Source organism: Dactylosporangium sp. NPDC000244 (genome assembly GCF_040300725.1).
Classification (GTDB): domain Bacteria; phylum Actinomycetota; class Actinomycetes; order Mycobacteriales; family Micromonosporaceae; genus Dactylosporangium.
Map to the genome: position 1 here is coordinate 241,461 of NZ_JBEPEH010000007.1, position 21,673 is coordinate 263,133.

A 21,673-nucleotide genomic window follows, 5' to 3' on the forward strand; every position below is an offset into this window, starting at 1 on the left:
GGACGTTCGAGCGGGAGCCGGAGTGGGTGCGGTCGCCGGTGCGGATCAGCCGTTGTCGGACGAGTGGCCGGGGAACAGGTGCGCGGCCGGATCGATGATCACGGCGGCGTTGTTCACCGCGGTCGCCGCCTCGCCGAAGCCCACGGCGATGAGGCGGACCTTCCCGGTGTACTCGCTGATGTCCCCGGCCGCGAACACCCGCGGCAGGTTCGTGGCCGTCGTGCTGTCCACGCAGATGTGCCGCTTGGACAGCTCCAGCCCCCAGTCCGCGAGCGGGCCGAGGTCGGCGGTGAACCCGAGCGCGGCCACCACGGTGTCGGCCGGCAGCGTGCGCGCCTCGCCGCCGCCGCGCACGGTGACGTCGACCCCGGTGACGCGGGCGTCCCCGCGCAGCCGGGTCACCTCGGCGTTGGTCACGATCTCAACGGGGAGCGCCTGCACCCGGGAGACGGTCGAGGCGTGCGCGCGGAACTTGTCGCGCCGGTGCACCAGGGTGACCGAGCGGGCGATCGGCTGCAGGGCGAGCGCCCAGTCGAAGGCCGAGTCGCCGCCGCCCACGATCACGACGTCGTGCCCGGCGAGGTCGGCCAGGTGCGGTACGAAGAAGAGCAGACCGTCGCCGGAGAAGCCCTCGGCCGCCGGGAGCGGGCGCGCGGTGAAGCTGCCCAGACCGCCGGTGATCAGCACTGCCCCGCAGGCCAGCGACTCCCCCGAGGACAGCCCGAGCACCGGGCGCTCGTCCTCATAGGACAGCTTCTCGGCCCGGATCCCCAGGAGGTACTCCGGGTTGAACTGCGCCGCCTGCTCGACCAGGTTCGCCACGAGGTCGCGGCCGCGGATGCCCGGGAACCCGGCCACGTCGAAGATCATTTTTTCCGGGTACATCGCCGTGACCTGCCCGCCGGGCTCCGGCAGGGCGTCGATCACGGCGGTGGACAGCCCCCGGAATCCCGCGTAGTAGGCGGCGAACAACCCGGCCGGTCCCGCACCAACGATGGCGAGGTCAACAGTACGGCGACACAGGCCTTGTGGTTCGGGACCTGATCGGCCCGCTACGGCTTCCCGCATGAGTGGGACGCTACGACAGCTCCGGGCCCAGGGATAGGGGGTCGGCGTGCTCAACCGGGCGCGGGCGACGCCGGCGGAACAGGATCGCGGCGACCAGCCCGGCCAGGAACCCGCACAGGTGGCCCTGCCACGACACGTCCGGGTCGCCGGGGAGCACGCCGAAGAGCTGCCAGCCGTAGAGGAGCCCGACGAGCAGGCCGACGCCGATGTACCACAGCCGCCGGCCGACCACGCCGCGCATGAGGATGACGCCGAGGTACCCGAAGATGACGCCGCTGGCCCCGACCACGACCGTGTTGGCGTCCCCGAGGAACCAGACCCCGACCCCGGCGACGATCGCGATGAAGGCGGTCGTGAGCCAGAACCGGGCGCCCCCGTCGGCGAGCACGAAGGTGCCCAGCAGGATCAGCGGGATGCTGTTGCTCAGCACGTGGTCGAAGCTGGCGTGCAGGAACGGCGCGAAGACGATCCCGTCCAGCCCGTCGATGTGGTGCGGGCGGATGCCGCCCTCCTGGTCGAGCCGGTGCCCGCTCAGCCCGTCGAAGAACTCGACGAGGAACAGCACCGGCACGAACGCGCACATGGCCACGAAGGCCCGCCCGATGGAGGCGTAGAAGGCCTCGGTCCCGAACCGGGTCGGGTCGGCCTGCCGCTCGATGTCGCTCGACACGCCCAAAGTGGTAGCAGAGACGCGCCAGCGCCGCCACACGAAACGGTGTGACGGCGCCGGCGAGCGGAAGCCTCAGTACGAGTGGTGGCTGTTCCAGTAGTTCCAGGCACCACACGGCGTCTGGTACTTGCCCTTGATGTAGCCGAGCCCCCAGCGGATCTGCGTCTCGGGGTTCGTCTTCCAGTCAGCCCCGGCGGAGGACATCTTGCTGCCCGGGAGCGCCTGCGGGATGCCGTACGCCCCGCTGGGGTTCGCCGCCTTGGCGTTCCAGCCGCTCTCCTTGTCCCACAGCTTCTCCAGGCACGGCATCTGGTCGAGCCCGAAGCCCATGCCGATGAGGACGGCGCAGCCGGTCTTCTTGTTGCCCGAGTACACGTCGCAGGAGGCCGGCACCGGGTACTTCGGCGCCGAGTTGGTCGGTGGCGGCGTGGTGGTGCGGGCCTTGTTGCGGCTCGCCTCCTCCTCGGCCTTCTTGCGCGCCGCGTCGTCGGCGGCCTTGGCCTCGGCGGACGCTTCCTCGGCGGCGGCCTTGGCCTTGGCCAGGGCGTCGGCCTCGGCGGCGCTGCTCGGCGAGCGCGACGCGGAGGGCGTGGCGGAGGACGAGGAGACGGGGAATGCGGCGGTATCGGCAGCCTTGACGGCGTTGGCCGAGTCGTCGTCGTGCTGGGTCAGGCCGGCAATCACGAGGCCGCCGACGAGACCCGCGAGGATCACGAGGGCGAACACGGCTCGGATGGTGCCGACCCGGTGCCACAGCCGGATCACAGGGTCATCCATTCGTCGGGGACAGGAATCGGCGCCCACTCCTCGCGGAGCGGGTCCGGACGGGGTGTTACCCACCGTCCGGACCCTTACGCACCGTGAGCGCCTGATGCCCACTTGCGTGGCGTCACGCGCTCGAAACCCACCATCGCCCAGCACAATCGAGGGTGAGAACCCAAACGCTACCTTCTGTGATCCTAATCACGCCGCAATTCGGGCGGTTGCTCTCAACTCCGACTCGCGGCCGCCGACGATCAGCGCTCGAACGGCAGGTCCTCCAGCAGATCCGTGACCACTTCGGCGATCGGAGAACGCTCCGAACGGGTGAGGGTGACGTGTGCGAAGAGGGGATGGCCCTTCAGCGCCTCGATCACCGCGGCGATACCGTCGTGCCGGCCGACTCGGAGGTTGTCACGCTGAGCGACATCGTGGGTGAGGACCACCCGCGAGTTCATGCCGATGCGGGACAGCACGGTGAGCAGAACCCCTCGTTCGAGGGACTGGGCCTCGTCGACGATCACGAACGCGTCGTGCAGGCTGCGGCCCCGGATGTGGGTCAGCGGCAGGACCTCGAGCATGCCCCGCCCCGCGACCTCCTCCATCACGTTGTCGTGCACCAGCGCGCCCAGCGTGTCGAAGACGGCCTGCGCCCAGGGCGACATCTTCTCGGCCTCGCTGCCGGGCAGGTAGCCCAGCTCCTGGCCGCCGACGGCGTACAGCGGCCGGAACACGATGACCTTCTTGTGCTTGCGCCGCTCCATGACCGCATCGAGCCCCGCGCAGAGCGCCAGCGCCGACTTGCCGGTGCCGGCCCGCCCGCCGAGGGAGATGATGCCGATGGAGTCGTCGAGCAGGAGATCCAGCGCGACCCGCTGCTCCGCCGAGCGCCCGCGCACGCCGAACGCCTCGCGGTCACCCCGCACCAGCCGCACCGACTTGTCGGCCCCCACGCGGCCCAGGGCGGACCCGTTCTGCGAGGTAAGCACGAGCCCGGTGTGCACCGGCAGGTCTCCGGCGCCGTCGAGGTCGACGGCCTCCCCGGCGTACAGCTGCTTGACCTCGGCCTCGCTGATGCCCAGCTCGACCATGCCGGTCCAGCTGTGATCGGCGGCCGGTCCCGGCTGGTACTCGTCCGCGGCCAGGCCCACCGAGCCGGCCTTGACCCGCAGCGGCATGTCCTTCGTGACCAGCAGGACGTCCTTGCCCTCGGCCTGCAGCGCGAGCGCCACGGCGAGAATCCGGGCGTCGTCGGTGTCGGCCCGGAACCCGGCCGGCAGCACGTGCTGGTCGGCGTGGTTGAGCTCGACCCGCAGGGTGCCCCCGGCGTCGGTCAGCGGCAGCGGCTCGTCCAGCCGCCCGTGCTTGGCCCGCAGCTCGTCCAGAAAGCGCAGCGAGCGCCGCGCGAAGTAGCCCAGCTCGGGGTGGTGCCGTTTGCCCTCCAACTCGGAGATGACGACCAGCGGCAGGACGACGTCGTGCTCGCCGAAGCGCAGGAACGCGCCAGGATCGGACAGCAGCACGGAGGTGTCCAGCACGAAGGTGCGCCGGGTGGGAACGGGGACCGGGTTCTCCTCGGCCTTCTTCCGGGTGCGCCGGACGGCCTTGACGGGCGGCGTCGCCTGGGCTGGCGCCGGCTCCGCGGAGGTGGAGGAGGAGGATGCTGAGGGACTACGGCGAACGGTCACGGGATCTCCGGGGACGGGCACCTCGCCGCCCGCACTCGCGTCCTCCGACGCCCGCACGGGGTCGGGTGCTTGGCCCCGTGGCTTCACATGCGTTCGCTCGGTCCGGGCCTCGGATGCCGGGGAAAACCCCCGCCACAGCAATGACGCTATCCGGTAGTTGCAAAATCCACTAGATCGCGCAGCCGATTCCCAGCCGATCAGGTCCGAACACCCGACAAACACCAGGTGCACGGGCCGCGACGGAAAGTCACCGCGCGCCGGGCCGTTTGTGTGCGACCGCTCACACCGATCGCGGCCGCCTCGCGCCCTCGTACCGGCACCGACCGCGCCCGGCCGCCCTCTCGGCTCGCGAGCCACGCACGGGCGCCCCTGGCGCCGCTCAGCGCTCGTCCTCACCCGTCCGCGCTCGGGCCCGCCGCCGACTTCCGCGCCGCGAGCGGCCAACGCTTCGCACGGCACCCCAAGCACAGCGTCCACCACCACGACACCCCGCCACCCGCTGTCCGGCGCCCGCCACCCGCTGTCCGGCGCCCGCCACCCGCCGTCCGGGCGCCCGCCGTCCGCCGGGTGGCGCCAAGACAGGCGTCCCAGGAGCGCCAATCCGGCGCGAAATCCTGCAGAAACGGATTTATCGCCCCACAGGCGAAAAATCCGATAAGTCGCGGCGCGAAGCGCCCGACTTATCGAAAAAACCCCAGCTCAGGCCCCGTAACGCCGCTGACGGTTGGCGTAAGACCGCAGCGCCCGCAGAAAGTCCGTCCGCCGGAAGCTAGGCCAGTGCACGTCGCAGAAGTAGAACTCCGAGTGCGCGCTCTGCCACAGCAGGAAGCCCGACAACCGCTGCTCCCCCGACGTGCGAATCACCAGGTCAGGGTCGGGCAGGCCGCGGGTGTAGAGGTGGTCGGAGATGTGGTCGACGTCGAGGATCTCGGCGAGCTCCTCGATCGTGGTGCCGGCCTTCGCGTGCTCGTGCAGCAGCGACCGCACGGCGTCGGCGATCTCGCGGCGGCCGCCGTAGCCGACGGCCAGGGAGACCTGGGCCCCGCCGGTGCGGTCGACGGTCTTCTCCTGGGCCGCCTTGAGGGTCTGGGCGCTGGCGCCGGGCAGCAGGTCGAGCGCGCCCACGATGCGCAGCTGCCAGGGGTTGCGCTCGTCGGCCAGGTCGGCGGCCAGGTTCTCGATGATCTGCAGCAGCGGGTCGAGCTCCTGGGCCGGGCGCGAGAGGTTGTCGGTGGACAGCAGCCAGAGGGTGACGTGCTTGACCCCCGCGCCGTCGCACCAGCGGAGGAGTTCCTTGATCCGCTCGGCGCCGACCCGGTGGCCGTCGTTGGGGTCGACGTATCCCATCTCGCGCGCCCAGCGGCGGTTGCCGTCGACGATCACCCCGACGTGGTGCGGCTTCGGCTTGCCGAGCAGCCTCCGGGCGAGACGCTTCTCGTACAGCGAATAAACCACGTCACGCAGTCCCACGGCAGAGAAGACTAGCGACCCCGAGGGCGAAGCGACACCGTCAGGCGGGCACCGGACAGTACCGTTTCAGTAAAGTGACAAGCGGCCGGTCACCCGACGGACCGGCCGCTCACCTGCTGTTATGCGGTGCCGAGGCGGGCCCTCAGGGCGTCGAGCTCGGCCCAGAGAACTCCTGGCAACTTCTCGCCGAACTGTTCGAACCACGCCTGGATCTGCGGCAGCTCGGCGCGCCACTCCTCCGCGTCGACGTGCAGCGCCGCGGCCACGTCCTCGGCCGTCAGGTCCAGGCCGGCGACGTCGAGCGCGCCGGGCGCCGGGACCGCGCCGATCGGGGTCTCCACCGCCTGGGCCGTGCCCTCGATGCGCTCGACGACCCACTTGAGCACCCGCGAGTTCTCGCCGAAGCCGGGCCACAGGAACCGGCCGTCGTCACCGCGGCGGAACCAGTTCACGTAGAAGATCTTGGGCAGCTTGGTCGGGTCGCCGTCTACGCCCTTGCCCATCTCGATCCAGTGGGCGAAGTAGTCGCCGGCGTTGTACCCGATGAAGGGCAGCATCGCCATCGGGTCCCGGCGCACCACGCCCACCTGGCCGACCGCCGCGGCCGTGGTCTCGCTCGACAGCGTGGCGCCGAGGTAGACGCCGTGCACCCAGTCGCGCGCCTCGGTGACGAGCGGGATGGTGGTCTTGCGCCGGCCGCCGAACAGGATCGCGTCGATCGGCACGCCACGGGGGTCGTCGTACTCGGGCGCCAGGATCGGGCACTGGGCGATCGGGGTGCAGAAGCGGGAGTTCGGGTGCGAGCTGAGCCCGTCCGAGTCCGGCGTCCAGTCGCCGCCGCGCCAGTCGGTGAGGTGCGCGGGCGGCTCGCCCATGCCCTCCCACCAGATGTCGCCGTTGTCGGTGAGCGCCACGTTGGTGAAGATCGAGTTGCCGCGCGCGAGGGTGCGCATGGCGTTCGGGTTGGTCTTCCAGTCGGTACCGGGAGCCACGCCGAACAGCCCGAACTCCGGGTTGACCGCGTACAGGCGGCCGTCCTCGCCGAACCGCATCCAGGCGATGTCGTCGCCGAGCGTCTCGACCTTCCAGCCCGGGATCGTGGGCTCCAGCATCGCCAGGTTGGTCTTGCCGCACGCGCTCGGGAACGCCGCGGCGATGTACTTGACCACCCCTTCGGGGCTGGTGAGCTTGAGGATGAGCATGTGCTCGGCGAGCCAGCCCTCGTCGCGCCCCATGACGCTCGCGATGCGCAGCGAGTAGCACTTCTTGCCCAGCAGGGAGTTGCCGCCGTAGCCGGAGCCGAAGCTCCAGATCTCCCGCGTCTCGGGGAAGTGGGAGATGTACTTGGTCTCACTGCAGGGCCAGGCCACGTCGGCCTGCCCGTCCTCGAGCGGGGCCCCCACCGAGTGCAGGCACGGCACGAAGTTCGCGTCCGTGCCCATCTTCTCCAGCACCGTGGCGCCCATCCGGGTCATGATCCGCATGGAGGCGACGACGTACGGCGAGTCGGTCAGCTCGACGCCGAACATCGGGTCCTCGGCGCTGAGCGGGCCCATGCAGAACGGGATGACGTACATCGTCCGCCCCCGCATGCACCCGTCGTACAGCTCCGTCATCCGCCGCTTCATCTCCTGCGGCGCCATCCAGTTGTTCGTCGGCCCGGCGTCGGCCTCGTCGACCGAGCAGATGAAGGTGCGCTCCTCGACCCGGGCCACGTCGGAGGGGTCGGTGCGGGCCCAGAAGGAGTTCGGCCGGGCGGCCAGGCGGACCAGCGCCCCGCTCTCGACCAGTTCATCGGTCATCCGGCGCCATTCGGGCTCCGAGCCGTCACACCAGACCACGCGTTCGGGTCTCGTGAGCTCGGCGACCTCGCGGACCCAGGCCAGCAGCCGGGTGTGGGCGGTGGGCGCCTGATCCAGGCCGGGCACTGTTACCGGGGCAGACATACGGTGACTCCTCTTGGTCGGCATTGACCTCGAACCGCCCGATGGATGCGCGGAAGCGCGGCGCGCGATGGTGCGAGCGCGTCGTGAAATCCAGCGGGTTTCTCCCAGCCTAGGCCCGCCGCCCTGGCCCGGCACCGCGAGACCTTGTGAAAACCTGCACAAGAACGGGAGGCTTTCAAGCCCGCTCGCAGAATTTCGCGCGAACTTTTCGTTCAGCGCGCATTACTGCGCAAACGGTGTCGTGCCTTACCCTGTCCTGCGTGACCGACGTGCAGTCGACAACCCCGCAGCCGACCATGTTCCAGAAGCTCTATGCGCGCTTCGAGGGCCTGGTGCGTGAGGTCGGCAAGTTCGGCACGATCGGCCTGATCACCTTCCTGATCGACACCGGCGTCTACAACCTGCTGTGGGGCCCGCTCAACACGCTGGTCGCCGGCACGATCTCGATGGCGGTCGCGGCCACGTGCGCGTTCATCGGCAACCGGTTCTGGACCTGGCGCGACCGGGCCCGCACCGACCTGCGCCGCGAATACGCGCTCTACTTCCTGTTCAACCTCGTCGGCCTGGTCATCGCGCTGTCCTGCCTGGGCGTCAGCCACTACCTCTTCGGCTTCACCAGCCAGCTGTCGGACAACATCGCCAAGAACGGCGTCGGGCTCGTCCTGGGGACCCTGTTCCGGTTCTGGTCCTACCGCCAGATCGTGTTCCGCAAGAGCCCCGATCACACCGACGCCACCCCCGGCAGCCCGGCCGTGACGGAGAGTGAGACGGCCGGGTGACCTGTCCCGCAGTCGGCCTCGCAGCCGCGCGCGGTTTGGTCGCTTACCGTAAGGTTGGCCGGTGCGATTCGCCAGCAGTCTCCGCGACCGCTTCCTGCCCGAGCGTTACCACGCGCTCGCGACCGAGCTGTTCAAGTTCGGCGCGGTCGGCTGCGTCAACACGGCCGTCGACTTCATCCTGGTCAACGCGCTGCTGTTCATCGGCCCGCTGAAGGCGAAGATCGTCGCGGTGGTCGTCGGGACCATCGTGTCCTACCTGCTCAACCGCCAGTGGACCTACAAGGACCGGGAGAGCGGGAGCGCGCGGCGCGAATACGTGCTCTTCTTCGCCCTCAACGGCGTCGGCCTGCTCATCCAGGAGGTGGGCCTGGCGGTGGCCAAATACGGGCTGCACTTCAACGAGTCCAACCCCGACGACCGGCTGGCGTTCAACATCGCCAACGCCGCGGGCATCCTGCTGGCGACGACGTTCCGCTTCTGGGCCTATCGCACCTGGGTCTTCACCGCCAACCCCGAGCAGCGCGAGATCGAGGCGCTCGAGGTGGCCTTCTCCGACACCGCGGCCATCGCCCCGGACGAGCGGCAGATGGAGGCGCTGGAGGCCGCGTTCTCCGACTCGGCGGCCGCGCCGCCCGCGCCCCGCAAGCCGGCCGACGACCTGGAAACCCCCGCCGCGAAGCGCTGACGGGGGCACCAGACAAACCCGGGGACCGGGCGGGACTCAGCTGGTCGCGTCGTCCCGCAGCTCCTTGACGAGCGCGTCGCGGTCGTCGTCGCCGAACGTGTGCTTCTGGCGGTCGGAGTCGACCAGCTCGTACAGCATGCTCTGGGTCTTCTCCACCTGCGGCAGGTCGGTCAGCTGCACCTGACCGCGCTCCCCGGCCGACTCGATGGTCAGCGTGCCGCAGCCGAGCATCCGCTCGAACAGCGAGTGCGAGAACGACACATCGTTGATCCGACCCATCGGAATGTCACGGCCGCTGCGTGAGAAGACGCCGCTGCGCATGATCACCCGCTCGTTGGTGAAGACGTAGTGCGTGGTCCGCCACTTGATCCACGGCCACACGGTGACCACCAGGACCAGCACGAGGGCCACGCCGGAGACGATGAGCATCGGGATCATGCCCCAGCCCGTGAAGATCGCCAGGACGACGACTGCCGCCACGGCCAGCACAAACCAGACCACCGGCAGGAACAACGCCTTCCAGTGGGGGTGCAGGTGCAGCACCACCTGCTCGTCCTTGGTCAGGACGCTTTCCGGGAACCCCACGCGAAACCCCTCCTCGTTCATGAATGTCGGAGGTGAGGCTAGACCCTGAACGCCACCCGGCGGCATGGACTACCCGGACGTATCCAGCCGGGCGTGGACCACGTCGCCGGCCGCCAACGCCCGCACGGCGCCGAACCGGTCCGTGACCTGCAACCGGCCGTCGACGTCGACGCCGGCGGCCAGGCCCTCGAGCGCCGTCCCGCCGGGCAGGTCCACGCGCACGCGGCGGCCGATGGTGCCGCAGTGGAAGATGTACGCCTCCCGCAGCCCGGACGCCTCGGGGTCCCCGGCGTGCTCGGTGAAGCGCGCGTACCACTCCCCGATCGCCCGCAACAGGGCCCGCAGCAGCGGATCACGGTCCGTGTTCGCGGCCCCGGCCAGGGCGAGGGACGTCGCGTCCGGGCGGGGCAGCTCGTCCTCGCGCAGCGTGACGTTGAGCCCGATGCCGAGCACCACCGCCCCGTCGGCCGCCTCGGCGAGGATCCCGGCCGTCTTGCGGTCCCCGGTGAGCAGCAGGTCGTTCGGCCACTTGAGGTAGGCGTCCACCCGGGACACCCGGCGCACCGCCTCGGCGAGGGCCACCCCGGCCAGCAGCGGCAGCCAGCCCAGCCGCGCCGGGGCGACCTCGGGGCGCAGCAGCACGCTGAGCGCGAGCCCGGCCCGCGCCGGCGACTCCCACTGGCGGCCGAGGCGCCCGCGGCCGGCGACCTGCCGCTCCGCGACGATCACCAGGCCCTCCGGGGCGCCCTCGCGGGCCGCCGCGATCGCGTCGGCGTTGGTCGAGCCGGTCTCCTCGACGATCCGCAGCTCGGTCCAGAGGCCGCCCGGGACGAGCAGCGCCCGGCGCAGCGCGAGCGGCCGCAGCGGGGGGCGCCCGAGGTCAGACCAGGAGTCGGCGGAGGAGCCGGTGGAAATGTTCACAGGTCGACCCTATGTCGGCGCCATTAAGCTGCCGAGGGTGACCACGAAGCAGGCGGACATCCACTCGACCTCGGGCAAACTCGCGGATCTGCGGCGCCGCACGGAGGAGGCCGTCCACGCCGGCTCGGCCCGCGCGGTGGAGAAGCAGCACGCCCGCGGCAAGAAGACCGCCCGGGAACGCATCGACCTGCTGCTCGACCCCGGCTCGTTCGTCGAGCTCGACGAGCTGGCCCGGCACCGGTCCACCAACTTCGGGCTGGACGAGACGCGGCCCTACGGCGACGGCGTGGTCACCGGCTACGGCACGGTCGACGGCCGCCAGGTGTGCGTGTTCGCCCAGGACTTCACGGTCTTCGGCGGCAGCCTCGGCGAGGTCTTCGGCGAGAAGATCGTCAAGGTCATGGACCTGGCGATGAAGATCGGCTGCCCGGTCGTGGGCATCAACGACTCCGGCGGCGCGCGCATCCAGGAGGGCGTGGTCTCCCTGGGACTGTACGGCGAGATCTTCTTCCGCAACGTACGCGCGTCGGGCGTCATCCCGCAGATCTCCCTGATCATGGGCCCGTGCGCGGGCGGCGCGGTGTACTCCCCCGCCGTCACCGACTTCACCGTCATGGTCGACCAGACCTCGCACATGTTCATCACCGGCCCGGACGTGATCAAGACGGTCACCGGCGAGGACATCGGCATGGAGGACCTCGGCGGGGCCCGCACGCACAACACGAAGTCGGGCAACTCGCACTACCTCGCGGCCGACGAGGACGACGCGATCGACTACGTGCGCGCGCTGCTGTCCTACCTGCCGTCGAACAACATGGACGACGCACCGGTGCTGGGCGCGTCCTCCGGCGCGGCGCCGCTCGAGATCACCGACGAGGACCTCGCGCTCGACACGCTCATCCCCGACTCGGCGAACCAGCCGTACGACATCCGCACGGTCGTGGAAACGGTCGTCGAGGACTTCCTCGAGGTCCAGCCCCTGTTCGCACAGAACATCGTGGTCGGCTTCGGCCGCGTCGAGGGGCACCCCGTCGGCGTGGTCGCCAACCAGCCGATGCACTTCGCCGGCTGCCTCGACATCGACGCGTCGGAGAAGGCCGCCCGCTTCGTGCGCACCTGCGACGCCTTCAACATCCCGATCCTCACGTTCGTCGACGTGCCCGGGTTCCTGCCCGGCGCCAGCCAGGAGTGGGACGGCATCATCCGCCGCGGCGCGAAGCTGATCTACGCCTACGCCGAGGCGACGGTACCGAAGGTCACGGTCATCACCCGCAAGGCCTACGGCGGCGCGTATGACGTCATGGGCTCCAAGCACCTCGGCGCCGACCTCAACTTCGCCTGGCCGACGGCGCAGATCGCGGTGATGGGCGCCCAGGGCGCGGTCAACATCCTGTACCGCCAGGACCTGCGCGACGCCGAGGACCCGGCCGCGCTGCGGGCCGAGCTGATCCAGGAGTACGAGGACACGCTGGCCAACCCGTACGTGGCGGCCGAGCGCGGCTACGTCGACGGGGTCATCGCGCCCTCGACCACCCGCGTCGAGATCGTGCGGGCGCTGCGGCTGCTGCGCACCAAGCGCGAGACGCTGCCGCCGAAGAAGCACGGCAACATCCCGCTGTAGCGGGACGGGTCAGCGCTGGGGGCTGGGCTGGAACGTGGCCCGGATGATGGCGTAGACGTTCTGCGCCGCCGGCTGGGTCCACATGTCGGTCGTGCATTCCCAGTAGATGGCCTGGCCGAGGTCGGGGCGGATGCGGCAGCCCAGGTTGGACACGTGCATGTGTCCCTGCGGGCTGTCGTACGTCCACTGCCAGTCGGCACAGTCCCCGATGTAGTCCTTGACCGGCACGATCTTGAGCCGGTGATAGTTCGGGTACATGTTGCCGGCGACCCGGGCCGCCTCCTGCTGCTCCCAGTCCTTGACCGGGTCGCCCCGCGGCGGCGTGAAGGTGGTGTCGATGCCGACCCGCATGCCGGGCACCACATTGGACTCGTAGTAGACCATCGAGTCCGACGACGGGTGCGGCTTGCGGATCCACCCGACCGGCAGGCCGACCCGCCAGCCGAACTCGGGGTCGGTGATCCACTCGTAGCCGTCCGGCAGCCGCACCGCGTCGCCGCCGATGCTGCCCTGCACGATCGGCGACCGGGTCGCGACCGTCGTCGCCGACTGCGTCCCCGGCTCCGACTGCGTCCCCGGCTCCGACGACGGCGCCGGGGAGGCCGCGACGCCGATGCCGTGCGGGTCGTTCGCCGTGCCGTCCGGCTCGTCGCCGGAGTCGGTCAGCAGCAGCACCGCGGTGATCACGAGGGCCACGACGGCGACGGCCGCGGCCGCCCAGCGCCACGGCGACGTGCGGGGCACCGTGCGGTCGAGGTCGTCGTCGGCGGAGTGCAGCGGCACCAGCTGGTCGCCGTAGCTGTCGCCGCTCGTGCCAGTGCCAGTGCCGCTGCCAGTGCCAGTGCCGCTGCCACTGCCGGTGTCCCTGCCGATGCCACTGCCGCCCGTCTCGGCCGGCCGCGGGGCGGGACCGAAGAACGAGGCCAGCTCGGGCGAGACGTCCGCGGCGACGCCCGGCTCGCGGCTCACCGCGACGACCGGCCGGGCCGCGGGGGCCGCGACGGGCGCCGGACGGGGAGTCCCGCCGGACGGCGAGCCGGAGTGCCCCTCGCGCGACCGGCGCGGACGGGGCAGCGCGGGCATGCTCCACCAGGCGCGGCCCTCGCCGGATGCGGCGCGCTGCAGCAGCCGCTCGGTCTCGGCCACGCCGGCCCGGGCCCGCGGGTCCTTGCGCAGCAGGGCGGTCAGCACCGGCTTCATCACGCCGGCCCGCACGGCCGCGTCGGGCTCCTCCGTGGCCAGGGCGGTCAGGGTGGCGTACGTCGTCGAGCGCGCATACGGCGAGCGTCCCTCGACGGCGGCGTACAGCGTCGCCCCCAGCGACCACATGTCGCTCTCCGGGCCCGAGGTCCCCTCGCGGGCCCGCTCGGGCGAGATGTACTGCGGCGAGCCCAGGATCAGCCCCGGCCGGGTCACGGCCCCGTCGCCACCGTCGAACACGGCCAGCCCGAAGTCGGTCAGCACCACCCGGCCGGTGTCGGCCAGCAGCACGTTGCCGGGCTTGACGTCACGATGCAGCACCCCGGCGGCGTGCGCGGCCTTCAGGGCGCCCAGCACCGCGAGGCCGATCCCGGCGACCCGCTCGGGCGGCAGCGGGCCGTCCTCGGTGATCACCTGGTGCAGCGAGCGCGACGGGACGTATTCCATGACGATCCACGGCGCCTCCTCGGTGTGCACGACGTCGTAGATCCGCACCACGTTGGCGTCGTTGAGCCGGGCCGCCGCGCGCGCCTCGCGCAGGGTGCGCAGCTGGAGCTCGTCGCGCTCCTCGCGGGTCAGCCCCTCCGGCGGGACGACCTCCTTGACGGCCACGTCCCGGCGCAGCATCTCGTCGCGGGCGAGCCAGACGCGACCCATGCCACCGGCACCGAGCGGCTCGATCAAGCGGTAGCGCTCGGCGACCAGTGCCCCGGAGTAGGTCATCACCTTGCAAAGTACCGAACCGGAGCACGCGCGAAAAACCCCGGTTCTGGTGAAGATCGCTCGTCAGTCGGTGCGCGAGCGCAGCACCATGATCAGCAGGATGAGCAGGCCGAGCCCGACGAGCCCGGCCCCGATGAGGGCGACCGGCAGGACCCGGAAGGTATCGAGCACCTTCTGCTGCGTCGGGCGGGCCGCGTCGGTGTCGAAGGTGACCGTGACGACGATCGTGGTCTCCTGCGCGTCCTGGGCGTTGGCCGCGTTGTCGGCCCCGATCTGCAGGGTGCCGGGGATCGCCACCGGGGCGTTGCCCGGGTTCGGGTCGACCGTGGCGGTGACCGAGACCTTGGCGTCCTTCGACGACGGGGTCTGCGGTTGCTGGACCGTGCACCTCGTCGGGCTGAGGAAGCCCAGCGGCGCCGGCAGCGAGGCCTCGCCGTTGTCGTCGCCGCCGAGCACGGCCCGGCCGCTCGAGCCGTCCTCGCAGTCGATGTCCACGACCACGGCCCCCGCGCGCCCGGCCGCGCTGCCGGCGAAGCGCACCGTGAGCTGCAGCTGCCGGGCGGGCTCGAACGTGTAGGTGGCCGTGCACTTGGCGGCGGGGTCGGAGGCGGTCAGCGGTACGACACCCGCCGCCCCGTCATCGGGATCCGGCGACTCGCCCGGGTCACAGGCGAAGGAGCTCAGCCGCCAGCTGCCGTCCACGGTCGACAGCGGCGCGATCGGCGTGACCAGGTATTCGGCGAACGTCAGCGACCCGGGCACGTCGCCCTGGGCCACCGCGGGCTCGCCCAGCGCGGCCGTGGTCGACACCCCGGACCAGCCGATCAGGCCCTGCTTGCGCGGCGTGACCGCGAACCCGGCGGCCGCGGTGCCCCCGACCGTGACCGCGCGCAGCTCGATCGAGCCGGCCTTGCGCGTGACCCGCAGCGCGCAGTCGGCCGCGGCGGCGGTCGCGAGGGTCACGGTGACCGTCCAGCCCTCGGGCTTGAGCTCCTGGTCGCCGCAGCCGGCGCCGGCGAGGCTCCACGCGGCGGCGTCCCCGGCGGGGGCGGTGAGCGTGACCGCATACGCCCCCGGCAGCAGCGTGCCGAGGTCCGCCCCGGAAGCGAGCGACGCGGAGCCGTCGCCGGTGGCGGTGGCGCTCAGGTGCCGGGCGGGGCCGCCGGCCGGGTCGGCGACCGCGAGGTCGAAGGCGCCGCCGGCCGTGTCGGAGTACAGCCGCAGCGTCAGCCCGGGCTGGACGGGCGGCGGGGCGAAGGTGAACGTGCACGTGACGACCTCGCCGGCGGCGAGCGTGACGGTGGCCGTGGCGGTCGGCACGTCGGTCGCGGCCAGGCTCCGCCCGGCGCCCGACTTCGTGCAGCTCAGGTCGGCGAGGCTCCAGCCGGCCGGGGTGTGCGCCACGACCGTGCCCGGCGCGCCGCCGGCGCTGCGCACCAGGGTGGCGTCGGTCTTGGCATCGATGTCGATGCGCCGCTGCGGGTTGTAGCTGGCGCTGGAGTCGAACCGGAAGTGCTGCGGGTAGCCGGCGCTGGTCGTGGTGCGGGCCCGCACGACGAGGGTCGCGGTCGGCTGGGCGGCCTTGACGTAGTAGGCGAAGCAGAAGACGTGCCGGGCCCCGGACGGGAAGCCGACCCACTGCACGTTGCCGTTCGTGTGCCCGTCGATGGCGCAGCGGAAGGAGCCGAAGCCGAAGCCCGCCTGCGCGGCGGCGAGCAGCGGGTCGCCCGGGCTGCCGCCCTGCGCCCAGAGCTGGTGCCGCGCGGCCGCCTTGGCCTGCTCGTCGGTGAGCGTGACGGTGACCGCGCCGTCGATCGTCTGGCCGGTCTTCTGCCCGGTGCGGTCGAGCAGCTGGGCGGCGGCCGCGGTCGGCCCCGAGCCGGTGGCCGGGGTCGTGACGGTCGACAGGGCGCCCTTCTTCCCGTGCCCGGCCCCGAGCGAGAACTGCCACCCGTTCAGCGGCGTGCAGCCGGTCGAGCCGGCCGCCTCGACCTGCGGGTCGACCTCGTCGCCGTCGTGGTAGGCGCTGTCGCGCCCGACCGGCGCCGCGTTCTCGGCGTTGTCGTCGCGCACCCGGTTGCCCATGACGTTCTGGTAGCCGTCGCAGGCCCGGGCCACGAAGGTCACCTGGTAGTGCAGCGAGGCGGAGATCGAGGCGGGCGACTCGCCCTCCAGGGCCGACGCCGGGCTCGCCGCACCCGCCGCCGAGACCAGCACGGCAGCGACAGAGATCGATATAGTGGTGCAGATTCGGCGAATCAGGACGTTTGTCAATGCGCCCCCCAATTCGCCATCGACTCCCGTTCCGTTCGAGTATGCGCTGCTGAGGGGTGCGTATGCTCGCAGGACAGCAACGTTTCGCGAACAAGTCCGGGAGGTCTACGTGAGCCAGGAGCCGCTGTTCAGGGTGGTCAAGGGCGCGCCGACCGCCGAAGAGGTGGCCGCGATCGTCGGCGCCCTGTTCAGTCTCGCCCCGGCGCCGGCTGCGGCCGCTCGTCCCCGGTCGCGGTGGGCGGCGTCGGCTCGGCCGGGTCAGCCCCGCCATTGGGGCGCCGTCGCGGGATCGTGATCGGCGGCAGCGCCGGCAGCGTCGGCCACTTGCGCGCCTCCCGCTCCAGTTGCAGCCGCTCGGCCTCCTGGGGGTCGGGCAGGTCGGTGACGAGCTGCTGGCCGCACGAGCGGCAGGTCAGCGCGGCCACCGGGATGCGGTCCAGGCAGTAGGGGCAGTTGCGCAGCTCCAGCGATCGGCCGCGGTCGACGCCGATCAGCGTCATGAACTTGATGACGACGAACAGGCCGACGGCGAGCAGCATGAACTGGAGCAGATCGTTCAGGAACGTGCCGTACCGAATCGGCGTGTGGTGAATCGTGATCGCCAGTTCCTTGAAGTCCGGCTCCCCGACCGTCGCCGCGACCGCCTGCAGGAACAGGTTGGTCACGAACGACTGGACGAGCGTGGCGAACGCCGTGCCGATGATGAACCCCAGCGCCAGGTCGAGGACCGAGCCCCCGACGGCGATGGCCTTGAACTCCGCCCACAGCTTCCGCACGGACATAGATGGTAGTTCGCTAACGTTGCCGCCGTGAGAACCTTCATCCTCGCCTCGGCGAGTCCCTCGCGGCGGCGGCTGCTCGCCCAGGCCGGCATCGCGGCGCAGGTCGTCGTGAGCGGCGTCGACGAGTCCGTGGTCCAGGCCGGCGACGCCGCGACCCTGGCCGGCACGCTGGCCGGCCTCAAGGCCCGCGCGGTGCTGCCGTCGGCGCCGGCGGACGCCCTGGTGCTCGGCTGCGACTCGGTGCTCGGCTTCGACGGCGAGATCCTGGGCAAGCCCGGCACGGCCGCGGAGGCGACGGCGCGCTGGCAGGCGATGCGGGGCCGCTCGGGCGTGCTCTACACCGGGCACTGCCTGCTGGACGCGGCCACGGGCGCGGCGGCCGAGGAGGTCGTGGCGACGACGGTGCACTTCGCCTCGCCGTCCGACGAGGAGATCGCGGCCTACGTGGCCACGGGCGAGCCGCTGGAGGTCGCGGGCGCGTTCACCATCGACGGCCGGGGCGGGGCGTTCGTCGCCGGCATCGAGGGCGACCACACGAACGTGGTCGGCCTGTCGGTCCCCACCCTGCGTCTCCTGCTGGCGCGGCTGGACGTCCCGCTGGTGTCGCTGTGGAGTATTGGCGTATGACCAAGGAGACCCTTGCGCTGACCGGCGCCCTGCACGACTACGTCGTGGCCAACGGCAGCACGCCCGACGAGATCGTCCGCGACCTGATCGAGGAGACGGCCCGGGTCCTGCCGGCCGAGCAGGGCATGCAGATCGCCCCCGAGCAGGCCGGCTTCATGACCCTCCTGACCAGGATCCTGGGCGCCCGCAACGCGGTCGAGATCGGCACCTTCACGGGCCTGTCCTCGATCGCGATCGCCCGTGGACTGCCGACGGACGGCCGCCTGATCTGCTTCGACGTCTCGGACGAGTACACGCGGATCGCCCGCCGCTTCTGGGACCGCGCGGGCCTGACCGACCGGATCGAGCTGCGCATCGGGCCCGCGTCGGCGATGCTGTCCACCCTGCCGCCGGACCCTCACCTGGACCTCGCCTTCATCGACGCGGACAAGACGGGCTACCTGGACTACTGGGAGCAGCTGGTCCCGCGCATGCGCCAGGGCGGCCTGATCCTGGTCGACAACGTCCTGCGCCACGGCCACATCATCGACCCGGACCCGGCCGACACGGGCACCGTGGCCATGGTCGAGTTCAACCGGCGCGTCCTGGCCGACGCCCGGGTCGAGTCGGTGCTGCTCCCGATCGCGGACGGCCTGACCATCGCGCGCCGGCTCTGACGCTCTGACGCTCCGACAGCCGGGGATCAGGCGGCCGGGATGATCAGGCGGCCGGGATCAGGGGCCGGGATCAGGCGGCCGGAGCGGGTGCGGTCAGGGGCAGCGTCGTGCGGTCCAGGCGCAGGATCGCGACGGCGGAGAGCGCCGCGAAGGCCGGCACCAGCAGGAACGCCCTGTGCGGGCCCACCTGGTCCGCCAGGGCGCCCAGCGCGAAGGGGGCCAGGCCGAAGGAGATGCCCACCGCGAACGACGCTCGCGCCGCCGCCAGGTCCGGCTGGCCGTCCGAGTGGGCGAGCGCCAGGCCGACGCCCAGGGGGTAGTGCAGGCCCATCCCGATGCCGCACAGGCACAGGCCCGCCATCGCCAGCCACGGGGTCGCGGTCAGCCAGAAGACCGCGAAGCCGGCCAGGCTCACCGCCAGCGCGGCCAGCAGCATCCGGGACGGGCGGAAGCGCAGGAGCAGCCGGCCCCCCACCAGGCGGCCGAGCACCATGCCGGCGATCAGGGCCGACACCGCGGCCGTGGCGACGCCGGCCGAGACGTGGGCGTGTTCCCGCAGCACGTCGCTGCCCCACAGGGTCAGGCAGATCTCGATCGAGCCGGTCGCGAAGAGGCTGGTCAGGGCCAGCCAGAAGGCGGTCGGCAGGCGGCGGTGCGCTGCCCTCGGGGCGCCGAAGCCGGCCGGTTCGGGGGGACGCACGCCCTTCGATCTCGCGTACCACGCGACCGCCAGCACCGGCAGCACCACCACGACCAGGCCCGAGCGCCAGCCCCAGCCGGCCGCGAAGGTCGCGCCGACCACGAGCGGGGCCACCAGGCCCAGGGCCGCGGCGGCCGCGTTCGCCTCGCTGATCGCGGCCGGGGCGGCGGTGCCGTGGTGGTCGGTCAGGCCGGCGTTGATGGCGTTGACCTCCAGGGCCGAGCCGATGCTCGCCAGCGTCGCGAACGTCAGGGTCAGCGCGAGGTGGTGGGCGGTGTACATCCCCACCGCCGCGACGCTGATGCACGCCAGGCCGATCCAGATGAGCCGCGCCCGGCCCAGGCGTCTGGTCAGGTTGGGCATGACGAGGCTGCCGAGCACGCCGCCGACGGCGAACGCGGTGCCGTGCAGGCCGGCCAGGGTGCGGCTGATGTGCAGCTCGTCGCGCAGGATCGGGGCCACGGGGCCGAAGCCGTACATGAAGTAGACCCACAGGGCCAGCTGGACGTACAGGACCCAGGTGAGCCGGTCGCGAACGAGACGAGGCACGAGTGCAACGCTGTCATGCGGTCCGGCGCGGCGGAAGTGGCCGTGGCGGCGAGTCTCGTTACCGGTACAGCCACATTGACGCGGCGCCGCGGTGCGGTCTTGGCACCGCGGACCCGGCTAGGGCGGTCCCCTCCGGCCGAAGGCCCTCCGGGGACCGCCCTTTTGTCTGGCGGGAGCGACGGTCAGTGACTGACGCGGACCCGAGCAGGGAAAACCCGGTGTCAGCGAACGCCCTTGGCGAACGCCCGCGACGCCCACACCACCGTGGCCACGGTCAGGACGCCGACGACCACCGCGGCCTGCCAGACCGAGTCGGCGCCCGGGTTGCCGTCGAAGAGGGCGCGCACGCCGTCCACCGCCCACGAGAACGGGTTCCAGTCGGCCACGGTCTGCAGCCACTTCGGGGCGAACGTCAGCGGCAGGAGGATGCCCGCGGTCAGCAGCAGGGGCTGGGAGATCGTGTTCAGCAGCGGGGCCAGGGCGTCCTCGCTGCGCAGCTTGAGCGAGACGGCGTAGGAGAAGGCCGAGAGCATCAGCGAGATCACGGCCATCAGGGCGAACGCGGCGACGACGTCCAGGACGTTCACGCGCAGGCCGACCGCCACGGCGATGACGACGATCAGCAGGGCCTGGAACAGCAGGGACACCACGTCGCGCAGGGAGCGGCCGATCAGCAGGGCGAAGCGGCTCACCGGCGTGACCCGGCTGCGCTCGATGACGCCGGCGCGCAGCTCGGCGATCAGGCCGAAGCCGGTGAACAGGGAGCCGAACATGGCCAGCAGGACGAGCAGGCCGGGGACGAACAGCTTGTACGCCTCGGCGTTGGTGCTCACGCCCAGGGCCGGCTTCAGCAGCGGGGCGAAGAGCAGCAGGTAGAACAGCGGCTGGATGACGCCCACGATCAGCCAGACCGGGTTGCGCAGCATGAGCTGCATCTGGCGCTGGAAGACCAGCCAGGTGTCGCGGAGGAACTTCATCGGTCAGCTCTCCCTCAGGGAACGGCCGGTCTTGGTGAGGAACACGTCGTCGAGGCTCGGGCGGTGCAGCTCCATCTCGCCGAGGGTCACGCCGGCGTGGTCGAGCAGGCGCAGGATGTGCGGGATGGCGGTGGCGCCCTCGGTGACGTACAGCCGCAGCCGCCCGTCCGCGTGGTCGATGCTGCGCACGTAGTCCTGGTTGGCGAGCAGGCCGGCCGCGGTCTCGGTGGCGCCGTTGACGCCGACGGTCACCACGTCGCCGGCGACCTCGCGCTTGAGGGCGTCGACGGTGTCCTCGGCGACGATCTCGCCGTGGTCCATGATCGCGATGCGGTCGCACAGGGCGTCGGCCTCGTCGAGGTAGTGCGTGGTGATGAAGACCGTCATGCCCTCCTCGCGCAGGCGGCGCACCTCGTCCCACATGTGGGCGCGGCTCTGCGGGTCGAGGCCGGTGGTCGGCTCGTCGAGGAACACGATCTTCGGCTCGTGGATGATGCCGAGCGCGATGTCGACCCGGCGGCGCTGGCCGCCCGAATACGTCTTGCAGCGCCGATCGGCGTACTCGGTCAGCTGGAACGCGTCCAGCGCCCGGCTCACCCGCCGCTGCGCCTCGGCCTTGCCGATGCCGTAGAAGCGGGCCTGCAGCACGAGCTCCTCGCGCGCGCTGCTCTCGTCCCAGGTGCTGCCGCCCTGGGCGACGTACCCGATGCGCCGCCGTACCTCGCCCGGGTTCTTGAGCAGGTCGGCCCCCGCGATGGTGGCCTCGCCCCCGTCCGGCGCGATGAGCGTGGCGAGCATGCGCAGCGTCGTGGTCTTGCCCGCGCCGTTCGGTCCCAGAAAGCCGAAGATCTCCCCGCCCCTGACGGAGAGGTCGACGCCGCGCACGGCCTCGACGACCTTCTTGTCGCGACCGGCGCGGGAGCGGAACGACTTGCGCAGGCCCCTCGTCTCGATCATGTCCGTCTCCCTGTCTCTGTGTTCGCGAGGAGACTG

20 protein-coding genes are annotated in these 21,673 nt (G+C 71.5%); 6 read left to right on the forward strand and 14 right to left on the reverse strand.

The features are described 5' to 3' along the window. Positions 1 to 45: 45 nt before the first annotated feature. From ABT369_RS12215 to ABT369_RS12240, 6 genes are all read right to left on the reverse strand, one after another. A complete protein-coding gene (locus tag ABT369_RS12215; RefSeq protein WP_350611788.1) occupies positions 46 to 1,068 on the reverse strand; it encodes an NAD(P)/FAD-dependent oxidoreductase in 1,023 nt (340 codons plus the stop codon). Positions 1,069 to 1,078: 10 nt separating this feature from the next. Beyond that, positions 1,079 to 1,738 (reverse strand): rhomboid family intramembrane serine protease, encoded by a 660-nt coding sequence (locus ABT369_RS12220; RefSeq protein ID WP_350611789.1) that lies wholly within the window; start codon positions 1,736 to 1,738, stop codon positions 1,079 to 1,081. A 72-nt stretch (positions 1,739 to 1,810) separates the two neighbouring features. Then, a complete protein-coding gene (locus tag ABT369_RS12225) occupies positions 1,811 to 2,515 on the reverse strand; it encodes an aggregation-promoting factor C-terminal-like domain-containing protein (protein ID WP_350611790.1) in 705 nt (234 codons plus the stop codon). Positions 2,516 to 2,754: 239 nt separating this feature from the next. Next, positions 2,755 to 4,185 carry an RNA 5'-3' helicase PhoH2 gene (gene phoH2, locus ABT369_RS12230; RefSeq protein WP_350611791.1) on the reverse strand — a complete coding sequence of 477 codons (1,431 nt, stop codon included), beginning with the start codon at positions 4,183 to 4,185 and terminating at the stop codon, positions 2,755 to 2,757. 699 nt (positions 4,186 to 4,884) lie between these two features. Beyond that, on the reverse strand, positions 4,885 to 5,655 hold the full coding sequence (locus tag ABT369_RS12235; protein ID WP_350611792.1) for an isoprenyl transferase: 771 nt from the start codon (positions 5,653 to 5,655) through the stop codon (positions 4,885 to 4,887). Positions 5,656 to 5,774: 119 nt separating this feature from the next. After that, positions 5,775 to 7,601: a phosphoenolpyruvate carboxykinase (GTP) gene (locus ABT369_RS12240; RefSeq protein WP_350611793.1), complete on the reverse strand. Its 1,827-nt coding sequence runs from the start codon at positions 7,599 to 7,601 to the stop codon at positions 5,775 to 5,777. A gap of 260 nt (positions 7,602 to 7,861) precedes the next feature. Here ABT369_RS12240 and ABT369_RS12245 point away from each other — a divergent pair, with 260 nt between their 5' ends. Together ABT369_RS12245 and ABT369_RS12250 are read left to right on the forward strand one after the other, a co-directional pair. Further along, positions 7,862 to 8,380, forward strand: a complete 519-nt coding sequence (locus ABT369_RS12245; protein ID WP_350611794.1) for a GtrA family protein — start codon at positions 7,862 to 7,864, stop codon at positions 8,378 to 8,380. A 61-nt stretch (positions 8,381 to 8,441) separates the two neighbouring features. Beyond that, on the forward strand, positions 8,442 to 9,065 hold the full coding sequence (locus tag ABT369_RS12250; protein ID WP_350611795.1) for a GtrA family protein: 624 nt from the start codon (positions 8,442 to 8,444) through the stop codon (positions 9,063 to 9,065). Between the two features lie 36 nt (positions 9,066 to 9,101). Here the strand turns inward: ABT369_RS12250 and ABT369_RS12255 are convergent, their stop codons facing one another. Both ABT369_RS12255 and ABT369_RS12260 read right to left on the reverse strand, forming a co-directional pair. Beyond that, positions 9,102 to 9,650, reverse strand: coding sequence for a PH domain-containing protein (locus tag ABT369_RS12255; protein ID WP_350611796.1), 549 nt, complete (start codon positions 9,648 to 9,650; stop codon positions 9,102 to 9,104). 69 nt (positions 9,651 to 9,719) lie between these two features. Then, a complete protein-coding gene (locus ABT369_RS12260; RefSeq protein ID WP_350611872.1) occupies positions 9,720 to 10,565 on the reverse strand; it encodes a biotin--[acetyl-CoA-carboxylase] ligase in 846 nt (281 codons plus the stop codon). Between ABT369_RS12260 and ABT369_RS12265 the strand changes: the two genes are divergently transcribed. Then, positions 10,564 to 12,192, forward strand: a complete 1,629-nt coding sequence (locus ABT369_RS12265; protein ID WP_502891733.1) for an acyl-CoA carboxylase subunit beta — start codon at positions 10,564 to 10,566, stop codon at positions 12,190 to 12,192. The two genes, ABT369_RS12260 and ABT369_RS12265, sit on opposite strands and share 2 nt — an antisense overlap. A 9-nt stretch (positions 12,193 to 12,201) precedes the next feature. On the opposite strand, the gene ABT369_RS12270 is transcribed toward ABT369_RS12265, so the two are convergent. Further along, positions 12,202 to 14,115: a serine/threonine-protein kinase gene (locus ABT369_RS12270; protein WP_350611798.1), complete on the reverse strand. Its 1,914-nt coding sequence runs from the start codon at positions 14,113 to 14,115 to the stop codon at positions 12,202 to 12,204. 63 nt (positions 14,116 to 14,178) lie between these two features. Then, on the reverse strand, positions 14,179 to 16,332 hold the full coding sequence (locus ABT369_RS12275; protein ID WP_350611799.1) for a prealbumin-like fold domain-containing protein: 2,154 nt from the start codon (positions 16,330 to 16,332) through the stop codon (positions 14,179 to 14,181). Positions 16,333 to 16,357: 25 nt separating this feature from the next. Here ABT369_RS12275 and ABT369_RS12280 point away from each other — a divergent pair, with 25 nt between their 5' ends. Then, positions 16,358 to 16,684 (forward strand): acyl-CoA carboxylase subunit epsilon, encoded by a 327-nt coding sequence (locus tag ABT369_RS12280; protein ID WP_350611873.1) that lies wholly within the window; start codon positions 16,358 to 16,360, stop codon positions 16,682 to 16,684. On the opposite strand, the gene mscL is transcribed toward ABT369_RS12280, so the two are convergent. Further along, entirely contained in the window at positions 16,578 to 17,165 is a 588-nt protein-coding gene (gene mscL / locus ABT369_RS12285) for a large conductance mechanosensitive channel protein MscL (protein ID WP_350611800.1), read from the reverse strand. The genes ABT369_RS12280 and mscL overlap by 107 nt on opposite strands. Positions 17,166 to 17,198: 33 nt before the next feature. Between mscL and ABT369_RS12290 the strand changes: the two genes are divergently transcribed. Both ABT369_RS12290 and ABT369_RS12295 read left to right on the forward strand, forming a co-directional pair. Then, positions 17,199 to 17,798, forward strand: a complete 600-nt coding sequence (locus ABT369_RS12290; RefSeq protein ID WP_350611801.1) for a Maf family protein — start codon at positions 17,199 to 17,201, stop codon at positions 17,796 to 17,798. Beyond that, positions 17,795 to 18,454: an O-methyltransferase gene (locus ABT369_RS12295; RefSeq protein ID WP_350611802.1), complete on the forward strand. Its 660-nt coding sequence runs from the start codon at positions 17,795 to 17,797 to the stop codon at positions 18,452 to 18,454. The genes ABT369_RS12290 and ABT369_RS12295 overlap by 4 nt, the downstream gene beginning before the upstream one ends. Positions 18,455 to 18,524: 70 nt before the next feature. On the opposite strand, the gene ABT369_RS12300 is transcribed toward ABT369_RS12295, so the two are convergent. From ABT369_RS12300 to ABT369_RS12310, 3 genes are all read right to left on the reverse strand, one after another. Next, positions 18,525 to 19,703 (reverse strand): MFS transporter, encoded by a 1,179-nt coding sequence (locus ABT369_RS12300; protein ID WP_350611803.1) that lies wholly within the window; start codon positions 19,701 to 19,703, stop codon positions 18,525 to 18,527. Positions 19,704 to 19,924: 221 nt separating this feature from the next. After that, positions 19,925 to 20,680, reverse strand: coding sequence for an ABC transporter permease (locus ABT369_RS12305; protein WP_350611804.1), 756 nt, complete (start codon positions 20,678 to 20,680; stop codon positions 19,925 to 19,927). 3 nt (positions 20,681 to 20,683) lie between these two features. After that, positions 20,684 to 21,637 (reverse strand): ATP-binding cassette domain-containing protein, encoded by a 954-nt coding sequence (locus ABT369_RS12310; RefSeq protein WP_350611805.1) that lies wholly within the window; start codon positions 21,635 to 21,637, stop codon positions 20,684 to 20,686. Positions 21,638 to 21,673 lie beyond the last annotated feature (36 nt).